Source organism: Acidiferrobacteraceae bacterium (genome assembly GCA_037388825.1).
Lineage (GTDB): Bacteria > Pseudomonadota > Gammaproteobacteria > Acidiferrobacterales > JAJDNE01 > JARRJV01.
The window spans coordinates 1-13,255 of sequence record JARRJV010000027.1; the positions used below are offsets into that span (position 1 = coordinate 1).

Genomic DNA, 13,255 nt, shown 5'->3' on the forward strand with positions numbered 1-13,255 from the left:
CGTTCGCGCAATTCGCGAATGGTCTGACGCGAATCGACACCGGCACCCACGTGCAGTCCGTGGTAGCGCCGCAGGGTGCCCTCGTAGTCCTCCAGCAGTTCGTCCGCAAAACCCTGCAGGGTTGCCGGGTCCATCCCCGCCTCCCAATCCCCACCCTGCACGAATCGCGGGGTTCCGGCGACCAGGATCAGGCGCCGGGGACCTTGCTCACGCGTTGCTGCCGCCAACGCCACCAGAGCGCCCAAAGACCACCCGAGCCAGGTCGCCTTCAAAGGAACGATTTCCAGCAAATGGTCGACAGCATCATCCAGACTCATGCCCGACGGACTCAGTGCGGAACGGCCGTGTCCGGGAAGATCGACCACTGTGATCCGCCAGTCGCGAGTGAGTTGTGGCAACAGGCCATCCCAGATTCCACCGTGCAGACCCCAACCATGGATCAGAACCAGATCGGGGCCCTGCCCGTGTTGCTCGACGTAGATCCGGTTCACGAAGCCAACCCCACGGTTGCGAGCCCTTCGAGCAGGCGATCAAGATGTTCCGGTTCGTGGGCAGCAGACAACGTGATGCGCAGGCGTGCCGTACCGGCGGCAACGGTCGGAGGCCGGATGGCCGGCACCAGGATTCCCTGCGCTCGCAACTGATCCGCGACACGCAACGCCCGTTCCGCCTCACCAAGAATCAACGGCTGAATCGCCGTCTCGGAAGGAAGCAGCTCCAGACCCAGGTGTTCCGCCCCTTCGCGAAAACGAAGAATGTGCTCGCGCAGGCGATCGCGCCGCCAGTCCTCACTGGCGACGATACGAAGACTTTCGCGCGTAGCCTCGGCCACGGCCGGCGGCAAGGCGGTCGTATAAATATAGGTACGCGCCCTTTGCAGAAGATATTCGATCAGGTCGGCACTACCGGCCACGAAGGCGCCAAAAGGTCCCAGGGCCTTGCCCAGGGTACCCATGTAAATGACCGGATCAGTTGTGGGAAGACCAGAGCGGCTGAGGCTGCCGCGTCCATGCTGCCCCTCGGTGCCAAGGCCATGGGCGTCATCGAGCAACAGCCAGGACCCGCTGTCCCCTGCCAGTTGAAACAATGCATCGAGCGGCGCGCGGTCCCCGTCCATACTGAACACGGCATCACTGACGATCATGCCCGATTCGCCATCCAGTTGCTCCCCGGCATGGGCAGCGTCGCCATGGCGATAGCGTTTCACCTTTGCAGCCGACAGGCGCACGGCATCGATCAGGGAGGCGTGGTTCAGGCGGTCCTCAACGACCCGCTGGCCCCGTGCCATAAGGGCACTGACGATACCGAGATTTGCCATGTAACCGGTGGAGAACAACAGGGCGCGTTCGGCACCCACGAACTCGGCCAACTCCTCTTCCAGGGCATGGTGGGGCATGATGTGACCGGTCACGAGGTGGGAGGCGCCCGACCCCACGCCGTAGCGTTCTGCACCGCGTTGCAGGGCCTGGATCAAACGCGGGTCCGACGCCAGACCGAGGTAGTCGTTGCTGCAGAACGACAAGACCGTCTCGTCACCCACGCGCAGTTCGACCCCCTGGGGCGAATCCAGTACCGTTCGCCGCCGAAACAGGTTCTGGTCGCGCAGCTGTTGCAGTTTGCCTTTCAATGCGGTCATCATGTCGCCGTCGCCCCGGAATCCAGGGAATGGTCCGGCAGTGTAAAGGCTTGCCCCCGGCAGTCAACATGGAAGCTATCAGAAAGGTTTACGAACGCCTACGGAATGGGCATACCACTTTGGCCGGCGGCAGTTGCGCACTGTGTGCCGAGGTCATCCCCGCCCACGCCGGTATTTGTACCCGCTGCGAGGCCTTGATGGTCGCCGGTGGCAGCCAGTGCTCGCGTTGCGCGGCATCCCTGCCGCAGGGGGTCGCACCGGGCTCACTTTGCGGCAGCTGTCTTCGAACTCCGCCCGACTTTGATTCGGTGTTTGCGCCCTTTCGCTACGCCCCGCCCCTGGACCGGCTCGTGATCGACCTTAAATATAATGATGCATTGCATCTCGCCCGTGCCCTGGCCCGCCTGCTGGCGAACGCAGCCACCGAGGCACACCGCCCTCGTCCCGACGTCTTCATTCCGGTCCCGCTACACCGTCGACGCCTGCGCGAACGCGGCTACAACCAGTCTCTGGAGATCGCCCGGTTCCTGGGACGAAGCCTGGAAACACCCATTGCCGCCAGGGCCGCCACGCGCGTGCGTGACACCCGGCCCCAAACCACCTTGAGCGAAGGCCGGCGCGCGCAGAATGTGCGTCACGCCTTTCGCGCCGATTCGCCGCTGGATGGCGTGCGTGTCGCCATCGTCGATGACGTCATGACTACAGGCCACACGGTGGATGCGCTGGCGAAAGCATTGCGCAAGCAAGGTGTTTCCTTTATCGATGTGTGGCTGGTGGCCCGCGCCTGAACTTGCCCGCGGTCCATCCCTGGGCTATCAAGGGCGCCAGCGGAGGTGAATGTGTTCGACGTCGTACTCTACCAACCGGAAATCCCGCCCAATACGGGCAATGTCATCCGCCTGTGCGCCAATACCGGGGCCCGGCTCCATCTCATCGAGCCGCTGGGCTTCGATCTAGACGACAAACAGCTCCGCCGCGCCGGCCTCGACTACCATGAATACGCCAGCGTGAAGACCTGGAGCGATTGGGATGATTATCTTGAGAAGGTGGCTCCCGCGCGTGTCCTTGCCTTCACCACGCGGGCAGACAGGCACTACAACGAAGTGCGGTATGCGGCCGGAGATACGCTGCTCTTCGGGCCGGAAACGCGGGGCTTGCCGGAGGACCTGCTCGCCACAATCTCCCCGTCAGAACGCCTTCGCCTGCCCATGGTCGCGAACAGCCGCAGCCTCAACCTGTCGAATGCGGTGGCAGTGGTGGTCTACGAAGCCTGGAAGCAAATGGGATTTGCGGAGGGGCAATAAGATACGAAGTCAGTCAGCGGTGGACGTCGCTTCTACCCGTTGCGCCAGCAACGAGGCGCCGCTGCCAGCACTGGACTCAGGGCCATCGCCTTCATGGGCCATTGCCTTGTCTGACCCGGGCAACTGTCGCGCCACAGTGCGAAACGATGGCCCCATGTGCCCACGGACAAGGCGGATTCGCTTTGCCTCGGTCTTGGGGGCCTTCATGTCACGGCCGTTATAGTAGAGCACGTACCAGGCGTACCGTGCATTTGAGGAATCGGTATCGGCTGACCAGTACCAGTCGCTGGTCCCTGCCGGGAAATAGCGTTTGTCGATCAGGCCCTTGTTCTTTGTCCCCAGTCGATACTGCACCAGGGTCATCAGCTCGCGTCGCGTCGGCAGGCGCCAGTCGGAAAAGCCGCACAAGTTCATCTTGTTGACCGCCGCGATATAGGCATGGGTGTCACAACTGATCCCCCCGCGGCATTTGCCATGATTCGGCTGTCCGGAGAATCCACCGTTGTCGACATGGTTCGGGTTGTACCAGCTGTAGAAATTCTCCGCGTCCCGCAGACCACGGTCCTCCGTCTTGACTTCCCATACCAGCCCGGTGCTGTGATCGGAGACACAACTCCATTTTGGCGCGTCATCCTTCAGCGGCCGGTCCTTGCCATCGAGCTTGGAATACCTGGGATCTCCGGCGACGGCAATGGTGATCTTTGTTGGCTTGGGGAACTCTACCGGAAGCTGGTCGAGGGCCGGCGCCTCCAGGGGGACTTTGACGGCCTTCTGGACCCTGGCGGTCTTCGCCATGGGCCGATTATGCCTGACCTTTGTGTGCGCAACTTTCGACCGCTGGGGTACTTGCATCCCCTGCCTGCGGGCAGCGACAGGCTTTTTCGCGACCGACTTCTTCGGCGCAGTTACCTTCGCTACCACGGCCTTGGGCGGAATCGCCTGATGCGCAGGAAATAGCAGGACACCGATGGCGGCCACGATCACAATCAGTGTCGCCAACAAGATACCCCGTTTTTTTGCCGGTATGGCCATCATTCTTTTTGCCTGCCCCAGGATGTTTCCTTATGAAAACAGATGCTTGTGCGCATTTCCTGCCTAGCAATTGAGCAAACTTTGTGCCAAATTTTCAAAAAAACATGCAAGTTACTGTTTTTAATATATTTCTAGGGTGACGCCTTGCGTTTCAGCTGGATATTCATGCCGCTGACAAACTGGTGTTTGGCGTCCACGGTCAGCTGGATCGATCGCGGCGATTCCAGTCCCAGCCGGCCAACCTGGGACGGCGCCACCCGGATCAGGTAGGTGCCGTAGGGAACGCCGTCGAAAACATAGAATCCGTCAAAAGCACTCTTCTGGGTCTTGATCACCTTGCCGTGCTCGTTGATCAGCTGGACCACGACATCCGACGAGGCGACATTCCGCCCCTGCCGCAGGAGATAGGTTGTACCGTCAATCTCGCCGGTGGGCCTGATCGGGAAATCGATCCGTGCCACCGACCCCGGACGGGGGCTGATACGGACGCCTGGCAAGGCCGGCACCCACAGCGGATCTTCCAGAGTCCGGGTATCCAGCGCCAGATCTACTGGATAGTGACCCGTCAGGTTTGTAATAAAGAGAATCCCGTCCTTACCCGTCTTGCCAGGCAAGCGGCTGCCGTTCCGCTTGAATGCAACTCCGGCCAGCGGCACATCCCCTTCGCTGAATACCCCATCCTGGTCATTGTCGAGGAAGACACGCGCTGATACCGCCCCCATTCCGGCGGCGGGCCGGGAATCAAACTTCCAGTCCGAGGTGCGGGGTTCCTGGGCAACACCCATGGTGATGCCAATATTGAGACTGTTATTTCCTGCCGTGCTGTAAATAGCGCTGGCATTGAAAGCGAATTTTCCGACGGGACGACTGACGCCCAGACGAAACTGCGTATCGGTAAGCTGATACTGTCGGTTGATTCCGGCGGAATACACGAATGCCCCACGCCGGATCCCGTCGAGTGTCAACGAGGCATTCGTGATCTCCGAATTGGGCTGGGTCGAATAGCCGATCTCGCCGCGAAGACTGTATTTCCGTGAAAGCGCACTGAGGGCGAGTGTGCCGATGAGCTGGTCCGCCTGCGCCGGTGCGCGAACAAAGCTCAGGTTATTGCTCGCCGAAAACCGTCGGTAGGACACGGCCAGAAGATTGTCCAGTTGCTGCCGTTCCGCGCCGGATGCATAGCCATCCCGCTGGTACCGGAGATTGATCGGAATACGCGAGAACATCCCGCGGGGAAGCGCGGAATTGAGATTCACGGAGAGCCGCGAGACCAGGGGATCAGGGAGCAGCGGAAAAGTATCGCTGACGTAATCATTCAACACGTCATTCTGTAGTTTGACCGAGGTGGAATCTCCAATGCGGCCCTGCGCGCTCAGTTCATACATCGAGCCGCTGTTGGAGCTACCTACGACATCACCAGCGAAGAAGATACCGCCCAAGAGACTGCGGAACCCGACACGCCCGTATTGACTGTCCCTTGCCGGTTGGCCCAGCAACTGTTGCGAACCCAGGGTGAATCCCTGGTACTCGAAACTCATGGACAGGTTCTTGGCAAGTCCATAGTCATACTGCACCCCGGTATGGTATCCCCCGAACTGGCCCTGGGTGGCTGATGCCCCATAGTATTTCTTACCCGGCTGCAACAAGGCATCGCTCAACTCGTAGCTGTGGGTTTCTTCGCGCCTCTGGCCCTGGGGTCCGTAGAACACGAGGCGAAAATAGTTCTTGCCGAAGTACAGGGGAACGTTGTCAAAGATATACTGGCCCTGTATCGGTTCGGTCTGATAGCCGATCAGTACATTGTTCTGGTACAACTCCACCTGCCATCCGGGCAGCAATTCTCCCTGGAACCGCTGGCGGTCGTACTCGCTCTGCCGCGCCAGCGGGTAACTACTTACCATGACACCCATCTGTGGCTCGTGCGGCGTCGAGATCAATGCCGAATTGGGGGAATTGACGTCGCCGAATGCATACTCGCTGGCATTCAGCGCTCCGAGCAGCCTCGACGCTTCATCCTTGCGGCCCATGGTGAACCGGATATTGTCCACCGGAGACTGGTCGCTCCCGTTGACATACAGGGTGGACTCCATGTCCAGCAGGTCGCCCGTGCCATGGACCACATAGCTTCCGGAAAAACCCGTCTGACCGGTCGTTCCGTTCTGCGCGGCACTCCCATTTATGGTCGTCGTAAGAAAGGGAGTGGACCAAGATGCGTACGGCTCGAAATAGCCCGGATAGTTGTGCTCCACTGGCCGGCGCTGCGCCAGGGAACGGGCGAATCGCTTCTCGCGCTCCATACGCGCCTCAAAAGGCAGTTTGATGGACGAGCGCAACGTCGCCGTCGAGGAATAGAGATCGACGTCTATCTTGAACGGAAGCCACTGTGACAACAGGTCGGCATCGACATAGATATCGTTCGGATAGACCTTCACCTGGTCTCGATTCAGCGGACGGATCTTCCCGGAAAGGATCACCTGCCGCCGCGCCACGTCGAGGTAGAAGGTTCGCTTTTCGTCATACAGGAACCCTACGGCCGTGCCTTTCTCTGGCTGTGTCTTGATGGCCAGATCCGTAAGCGATGCCAGTTCGCCAAGCGGCACCAGCACGGACCCGCCGGATGCGTAGGCTTCCAGCAGTCCATCGAAGGTGTAGGAATGAACCCGAACGCTGAGTAGGCGCAGGTTGTTGTCGTCGGGTTCTTCGACGAGCGATGCGTTTGCCGCAGTGGCGTTCGAGGCGGCGGGTCCGGCCGCAGCGGCCATCACAGGCACAAACGAGACGAGCAGAAAAACGAAAACGAGAAATCGGGGGTCGGGAAGAGAGAGTGTTCTTATGCTGTGTGTTCCATTGCGGCTATGGTCAGATTTCCTCTTCATAGCGCATTCGCGGGCGGAGAGTTTCACAGTCAACGGTCGCTTGCCGATTAATTCGACGATGGATTGAAATCCCGGGTTGCAATGACCTTTCCTCCATCCTGAGAGGGGGCCTGGTACACAACCGTCAGCACACACTTATCAAGAGGCTCACCCGACGGAGAAGTCAGATTCAGGCGAAACTTGCGCACGGGATTCGGTGTGTAGATCGCCACGCCCTTGATGGCCGCCACCACCAGCTTCCCGGTCTTGCCCGGCGCCTTATGAAACACCGTGAAATCTCCGAACACGGACTGATTGCCCGATCGATGCGCCTCGAATTCCAGTTGCGCCTGTTTGTGCGCGCTGGTCCGATAGTGGATGGCAAACTTGTCCAGGGTGACCGACGCGCTGGTTTGCCCCTGGCGCACAATCACGGGAATCGACAGACCTACAACCGGAATCAACCGGACCCCGAGACTCTTGTTGTGATTTCCCTGAGACTCAATGCTGCTTCCGGTTTCGGACGGCACCTCCCGGAAAAGGAGGTGAGAGCGGTACTCACCGTCAGCGAGGTTTGGAGGCTTGCGAAGCATGAGCCGTACGGTCTGGCTTTGTCCCGGCGGCAGGGTAATCTGCCGCGGTGCGTACCTGACCATTTGATCGGCAAATTTCTCGCCCGGCAGGGGTTTCTTTACGGCCTCGAAAGCGCCGGTCTCTGTCATGCGCTTACGCTCAAAAGAGATTCGGAATACCGTGGTCTTGGTCCCACGATTGACGAGCTGGACACTTGCGGTTCGCGTACGTCCCTCGAATACCACACGTGTAGGCGCGATCATCAGGCTCGCGGCCTGGACCTCCAGCGGGAGGCAAAGCGTGATCGCCAGAATCAGGCAGCTTGTGAAACCGTTAACGCGGAAGCGTCCATTGCCTTTCACAGAGGTGGGTCTTGTAGATCTTGCCGGCATGAGTCTCAGGTCCGATCCGTCATTGTTGTTGAATTCCTCGGCCATTGTTAACCGCATAGCACAACAATACAACGGGACATCCGCGCCCGGGATGCCCCGCTCGCAGCCGGGCCGCGCCCTACTGGTAGGTCACGGTAACACTAACCGTACCGGTGTAAGTGCCCGTAGCCTGACCCGCTCCAACCGTAACCGTCCCACCAACACGCAGTGTATCGGCACCGGTTCCGCTCAGACTCGGCGGGGTACCAGCTGCATAAGCGGTGGCGTAGGTATTGTCATCGTTGAAAGAATAGGCCGTGTAGGTGATCGCCATGGTATTGGCGCCACTGGTGAGGTTGGCACTGGAGGCCGTTGTATCGACCAGGTAGGCCGCATTGTTCGCCCCGCCTACGGCGAATTCCGCGGCGGCTGGCGTTCCGCCGGTCGACGTGGTAGCGCCACCCGCGGTCGTCGTATTGTCTCCGTTCACCGTCATGCTGCCGCCGGCACCGCCGTCACTCATAACGCCGAAATCGAGATCCGTGGTCTTGCTGATCGTGATAGCGGAATACAGTCTTGCGGTCACGGTACCGGTCGCATTCGCGGCCAGAGCCGAGTTCGCCCACGCGAGCGGACCGACGGCTGCAAGCAAGCCTACAAGTATTTTCTTCTTCAAGTTCATGACATCTTCTCCTGATCTCTGTTTTTTTGCTTTGGGCGCGGTAGCGCGACACATCCCTCTCTCGCTCCCTCCGGTTCACTACCAGGACAAGGCAATATCCGTACCAATTGCAGTACTTATGTTCAGTCGGCTCACCGAAGGTTTCAGCCCCCTCTGAGCTCGCGAAACCCTGCCTAATAAAATGATCTTATATTTAGTGAGTTTCTCTCAATAGCTTATGTGATATAGCAGAAATTGCAAGTAACCATATGATACATATATTGTTTCGTTCAGTAATAGGTGATGGTCACGTCCATCATCCCTGAATAGGAGCCGAATACCTGATTCGGGGCAACATTGAGCGTGCCGCCTATGGCCAGGACCCTTTCCCCAGTGGCGTCCAGAACGCTGGCCCCGGAGGGCTGGCTAAGGAACTGATTTACAACCATGGTATTGCCATTGCGGTCGGTCAACGTGACCGCGAGCGGCAGGCTCACCGTGAAATTCGCATTTGGCGTCCCGACCAGATGAAAGGTGGCCGGACTGCTGATGCTGGCCGAGTTTATGTTCGCCCCGCCGGTGCTGGTTCGGGACCCATCCGGACCGAGAACCACGGTAGCGGCGTCGGGACCTGCCGTCAGTTCGCCAAAATTCAGCGCCACCGAGGCAGAAACCGAGGTCGTTGTCAGTACATCCGCCCGCACCAGTGCGGTGCCGGTGGCGGCGAAGCCGTCCACGGCAACCAGTGCCAGCGCCAAACCAAGGGCACTGGACCAGCCGATTCTGCAGCGATTCTTGTTCATAGCCATCCCGGTTTTCCTGTTCCATTCCCGATCAAACTGCGGGATTCGTTAATAAGTAACTGATTAGTATAGATTTACTTCTCAATCAAGTTACCCCAACCCGATCTTCAGCTGCCTATAACCTAGTTCCAGTTCACCGTCAGATTGAAGGTGCCGCTGTACAGACCTTGGGTTTGAGTGCTGGCCACCGTCAGTTGCCCGCCCACGTACAGGGGCCCTGCGTTATAGTTCCAAGGCGTGGTCGGGAGATAGGTCTGGCTGCCGCTATTGTCCAGCCAGGGCACCAGGGTCATGGTGCCGGAAGGCCCAGTCAGCGTTACGGAAGCATCCACCGTAATTGTCGCCGCATATTGGGAACAGCCGCTCGGGTCCGGATCCTGGTACTGGGCGCCGCTGTCATCAAACGTGAATGCGGCTCTTTGCAGGCTACCGCCGATCAGGGTCAAGCCAACCAGGCTGTTGGTCTGGGCAGCGTCCCAGGCATTATTCGGGTAGATCGTGACCGTGCCCCCTGAGCCCGGTGGGTAGGCCAGAATGCCGAAATCCAGGCCCTGTCCCGCCGTAATCACGATATTGTTCCTGCAATTGGGTTTGTTGACTTTCCAACCGGGTGGCGGCGGGGCAGCAGACACCGGGCCGGCCTGAGCCAGGCTCAGGACCAGGGCAACGCCCAGAAATCCCTTGATTCCGATTGGAATCTTCATCCCTTGGCCCCTTTTTCCCGGAACAACCGCAAATACAGCGCAGAATTGGACGTGTTCGAATCGCACCGACGATCTTCGCGGCCCAATCCACGATGGGACAAGTCATATCCTATATTTTCGCTGCTCACAAGCGAGCATATGCGAAAGCCGTGCCAATTCAACTACTTTCGCACGAAAGCGGGGAATCTGTGCTGTAGGACAGCCGCTTGAGGGCTGGAATCAAGCGATCTCGACCGAGCGAAATCAGGGAGTTATTCGGACCGGGGTTCCCGGGACAGCAGGGCCTCTACCGCCTCCTGGGGAGAGGACTTGCCTTCGAGCACGCGGGCGGTCTGTTCGGTTATGGGCATATCGACCCCGTACTTGCGCGCTACTGCCAGCAACTCCCGAGCGGTGCTCACGCCCTCGGCCTCCTGACCCAGTTCTGCCATGATTTCCGCCAGCTTGCGCCCGTGGCCCAGGCCGATCCCGACCCGCCGGTTGCGCGACTGGTCATCGGTGCAGGTCAGTACCAGATCACCGACACCGGCCAGCCCCATAAAGGTCTCCGCGTGCCCGCCCATGGCCACACCGAGCCGGGTCAACTCGGCCAGACCGCGGGTGATGAGGGCCACGCGCGCGTTGGCCCCAAAACCGAGGCCGTCGCTGATGCCGGCGGCGATGGCGATGACATTCTTGATGGCGCCACCCAGCTGCACGCCGACGACATCGCTGTTGGTATAGGCCCGTACGCGATCACTGCGCAGCCAGGAAGCAATCTCCTCGGCCACCGCTTCCCGGGTGGAGGCCACGGTGAGACCCGTGGGCAGATTCTGCGCCACTTCCCGGGCGAAGGTTGGTCCGGAGATCACGCCCGCAGCGACGTCCGCGCCCAGCTCTTCCTCGACGACCCGGGAAAGCAACTTTCCCGTGCCCGGCTCCAGCCCCTTGGTGGCCCAGGCGAGCACCGAGTTCGGCTGCAGACGCGGGGCCAAACGCGCCAGTGTGGCGCGAAAGGCATGGCTGGGCACCACGACCAGAAATCGCGTCACTTCATGGGCGACTTGCGTCAGGTCTTCGTGGGGCTCCAGCGAATCGGGCAAGGAAAGACCCGGAAGGTAGCGGTTGTTGCAGCGCTCACGCGCCATCTGCGCGATGCGGGCCGGGTCGTGACCCCAGAGCAGGGTCCGGTGTCCGTTGCGCGACAGTAGGATTGCCAGGGCCGTACCCCAGGAACCGGCGCCCAGCACGGCGATAGGCGTCGCTTGAGAACCGGGGTTCATGTGCGGGGGTTGGCCTCAGGCCGATTGGGGCTGGTGGCGTTGCTGAAACAGGGCTTCGAAATTGATGGGGTTGACCAACAGCGGCGGGAACCCGCCATGACCCACCAGCGACGAGACAACTTCCCGCGCATAGGGAAGCAGGATGTTCGGACAATTGATCTCCAGAACCGGCAACATCTGATCGTCTGGAATGCCTTGGATGCGAAACAGGCCCGCCTGGTGAACCTCCACCAGAAAGATGTTCTTCTCATCCTGTTGGGCGGTTACCGTCAGCTGCAGCACGGCCTCAAAGATCCCTTCCTGCCCATCGACCCGACCGTGACTCATATCCATTTGCACACTGAGCTCAGGCTGCGATTCCTGCAGAAACACCGCCGGCACATTGGGGGCCTCGTAGGAGAGATCTTTGACATAGATCTTCTCCAGGGAAAATTGGATATCAGTCGCCTGTTGTGAGTCGGACACGTCTGCTCCCGTCGTCTGTTGTTGTATTTCCCGGTTCCTGTCGGGGGAATCCGGTCAGTCCTGCAGCATCTCGTCCAGTTCGCCGTCCATGTCCAGCTCCGCCAGATCCGTATAGCCGCCTACGTGCCGATCCCCGATGTAGATCTGGGGAACCGTATTGCTCCCGGTCAGACGCGCCATTTCCTGACGCAGTTCCGGTTGCAGATCGACACGAATCTTGTCTACCTCAACACCCTTCTTGCCGAGCAGCCGCAATGCCATCTGGCAATAGCCGCAACCGGCCGTGCAATACATGCGTACCTTGCTCGTCATATCACTTCTCGACAGGTAGATGCTCCTTTTCCCATGCCATCAGACCACCGTTCAGCGAATACACCTGCGCAAACCCGTTCTTGCGCAGGGTCAGGGCGCCACGAATCGAACGGTTTCCGGACCGGCAGGTTACAAGAATGGGTTGCTGCCGATATTTTTCAAGTTCATTCACGCGCGCTGCCAGGTTTCCCAGCGGGATATTCATCGCTCGCGGCAGATGTCCCTGCTGAAACTCGGTCGGTTCGCAAACATCGACGATCACGGCCGATTCACGATTGATCAGGTTCACGGCAGACTGGACCGCCGACGTCCGGATCCCGTAGATCAGGCGCAGCAACGGCGACCAGGCAATCATGACCAGAATCACCACCAGGGCGGCGAACAGATACCAGTTCTCAATGACGAATTTCATCGCTGCGGGTTCCCGGAAGGGGTCGATAGAAAACCAGATTAGGGCAGGCTTGTCGATGCCGGCGAAGCACCGACAGATAGCGGATCAGGACATCGGTATGGAGCCGCCGGCGGTGCAAAATGCGTCGCGAAGGGAACCGATGAGATTGAGAATCTTGGGATCGCTGATCCGGTAGTACACCTTGTTGGCGTCCTTGCGTGAGGCCAGGATGCCCTTGTCGCGCAGGATCGACAGGTGTTGGGAAATATTGCTCTGCGAGGTGCCAACCTGCTCGACGATGTCCTGAACGCTGACTTCGGTGGTGCTGCCAAGCAGGCACAGGATCTTCAGGCGCAGCGGGTGCGCCATCGCCTTGAGCGAACGGGAAGCCTGATGGATATCCTCTTCGCTGCTAATCAATACATTTTCCATGGTCTCTGCTGCCAGGCTCATTAACCCTGCCTCACTGAATTCTTGCCAATTGGACCGGATGTCCGCGGTGCCAATACCACACCAATCCGGTGATAGGTGCTGTCACGTATATTAAAACATTATACAATAACGATGTATTTGAGAAGCCCTGGTCGTCAGCGGCGGGGCAAATTTGCTGTGTCGCAGGAGAAACACCGAGTCTGCCCGTATGAGCTCTATACCCAAACCCGTATTTCTGCTGATCCTGGACGGCTGGGGCTATCGGGAAGACCCGGAAAACAATGCCATTGCCGCCGCCCGGAAACCAAACTGGGACCGCCTCTGGAATGACTACCCCCACACCCTGATCCACGCCTCCCAGGCGGCGGTCGGGCTGCCCGCCAGCCAGATGGGCAACTCCGAGGTCGGACACCTGAATATCGGCGCCGGTCGCGTGGTGTACAAGGAATAGACC

The 13,255-nt window shown here is 59.5% G+C and carries 16 protein-coding genes; 3 read left to right on the forward strand and 13 right to left on the reverse strand.

The annotated features are described in order from the left end of the window. Positions 1-491 (reverse strand): alpha/beta fold hydrolase (locus P8X48_06875; GenBank protein ID MEJ2107038.1); only part of this gene is annotated, 491 nt, incomplete at its 3' end. Next, the gene (gene bioF, locus P8X48_06880; protein ID MEJ2107039.1) at positions 488-1,639 is read right to left on the reverse strand and encodes an 8-amino-7-oxononanoate synthase; all 1,152 of its coding nucleotides are present in this window, start codon (positions 1,637-1,639) and stop codon (positions 488-490) included. The genes bioF and P8X48_06875, both read right to left, overlap by 4 nt. A gap of 65 nt (positions 1,640-1,704) precedes the next feature. On the opposite strand from bioF, the gene P8X48_06885 reads away from it, so the two are divergent. Further along, entirely contained in the window at positions 1,705-2,424 is a 720-nt protein-coding gene (locus tag P8X48_06885) for a ComF family protein (protein ID MEJ2107040.1), read from the forward strand. A 51-nt stretch (positions 2,425-2,475) separates the two neighbouring features. After that, positions 2,476-2,940, forward strand: coding sequence for a tRNA (uridine(34)/cytosine(34)/5-carboxymethylaminomethyluridine(34)-2'-O)-methyltransferase TrmL (gene trmL / locus P8X48_06890; GenBank protein MEJ2107041.1), 465 nt, complete (start codon positions 2,476-2,478; stop codon positions 2,938-2,940). A 9-nt stretch (positions 2,941-2,949) separates the two neighbouring features. On the opposite strand, the gene P8X48_06895 is transcribed toward trmL, so the two are convergent. The 11 genes from P8X48_06895 to P8X48_06945 all read right to left on the reverse strand — a co-directional run bounded on the left by P8X48_06895 (position 2,950) and on the right by P8X48_06945 (position 12,822). Further along, positions 2,950-3,735, reverse strand: coding sequence for a DUF1566 domain-containing protein (locus tag P8X48_06895; protein MEJ2107042.1), 786 nt, complete (start codon positions 3,733-3,735; stop codon positions 2,950-2,952). 368 nt (positions 3,736-4,103) lie between these two features. Then, a complete protein-coding gene (locus P8X48_06900; protein ID MEJ2107043.1) occupies positions 4,104-6,734 on the reverse strand; it encodes a hypothetical protein in 2,631 nt (876 codons plus the stop codon). Between the two features lie 161 nt (positions 6,735-6,895). Then, positions 6,896-7,837 (reverse strand): fimbria/pilus periplasmic chaperone, encoded by a 942-nt coding sequence (locus P8X48_06905; protein ID MEJ2107044.1) that lies wholly within the window; start codon positions 7,835-7,837, stop codon positions 6,896-6,898. Between the two features lie 73 nt (positions 7,838-7,910). Continuing rightward, positions 7,911-8,453: a DUF4402 domain-containing protein gene (locus P8X48_06910; GenBank protein ID MEJ2107045.1), complete on the reverse strand. Its 543-nt coding sequence runs from the start codon at positions 8,451-8,453 to the stop codon at positions 7,911-7,913. Between the two features lie 269 nt (positions 8,454-8,722). Continuing rightward, the gene (locus P8X48_06915; GenBank protein MEJ2107046.1) at positions 8,723-9,241 is read right to left on the reverse strand and encodes a DUF4402 domain-containing protein; all 519 of its coding nucleotides are present in this window, start codon (positions 9,239-9,241) and stop codon (positions 8,723-8,725) included. 116 nt (positions 9,242-9,357) lie between these two features. Then, complete coding sequence (locus P8X48_06920; protein ID MEJ2107047.1) at positions 9,358-9,939, reverse strand: DUF4402 domain-containing protein; 582 nt, start codon at positions 9,937-9,939, stop codon at positions 9,358-9,360. A 251-nt stretch (positions 9,940-10,190) separates the two neighbouring features. Next, positions 10,191-11,201: an NAD(P)-dependent glycerol-3-phosphate dehydrogenase gene (locus P8X48_06925; protein MEJ2107048.1), complete on the reverse strand. Its 1,011-nt coding sequence runs from the start codon at positions 11,199-11,201 to the stop codon at positions 10,191-10,193. 15 nt (positions 11,202-11,216) lie between these two features. Beyond that, a complete protein-coding gene (secB, locus tag P8X48_06930; protein ID MEJ2107049.1) occupies positions 11,217-11,666 on the reverse strand; it encodes a protein-export chaperone SecB in 450 nt (149 codons plus the stop codon). Positions 11,667-11,720: 54 nt separating this feature from the next. After that, positions 11,721-11,978, reverse strand: a complete 258-nt coding sequence (gene grxC, locus P8X48_06935; GenBank protein MEJ2107050.1) for a glutaredoxin 3 — start codon at positions 11,976-11,978, stop codon at positions 11,721-11,723. 1 nt (position 11,979) lies between these two features. After that, a complete protein-coding gene (locus P8X48_06940; GenBank protein ID MEJ2107051.1) occupies positions 11,980-12,390 on the reverse strand; it encodes a rhodanese-like domain-containing protein in 411 nt (136 codons plus the stop codon). An 84-nt stretch (positions 12,391-12,474) separates the two neighbouring features. Then, on the reverse strand, positions 12,475-12,822 hold the full coding sequence (locus P8X48_06945; protein ID MEJ2107052.1) for a metalloregulator ArsR/SmtB family transcription factor: 348 nt from the start codon (positions 12,820-12,822) through the stop codon (positions 12,475-12,477). 187 nt (positions 12,823-13,009) lie between these two features. Between P8X48_06945 and P8X48_06950 the strand changes: the two genes are divergently transcribed. Continuing rightward, positions 13,010-13,252, forward strand: coding sequence for a hypothetical protein (locus tag P8X48_06950; protein ID MEJ2107053.1), 243 nt, complete (start codon positions 13,010-13,012; stop codon positions 13,250-13,252). Positions 13,253-13,255: the final 3 nt, after the last annotated feature.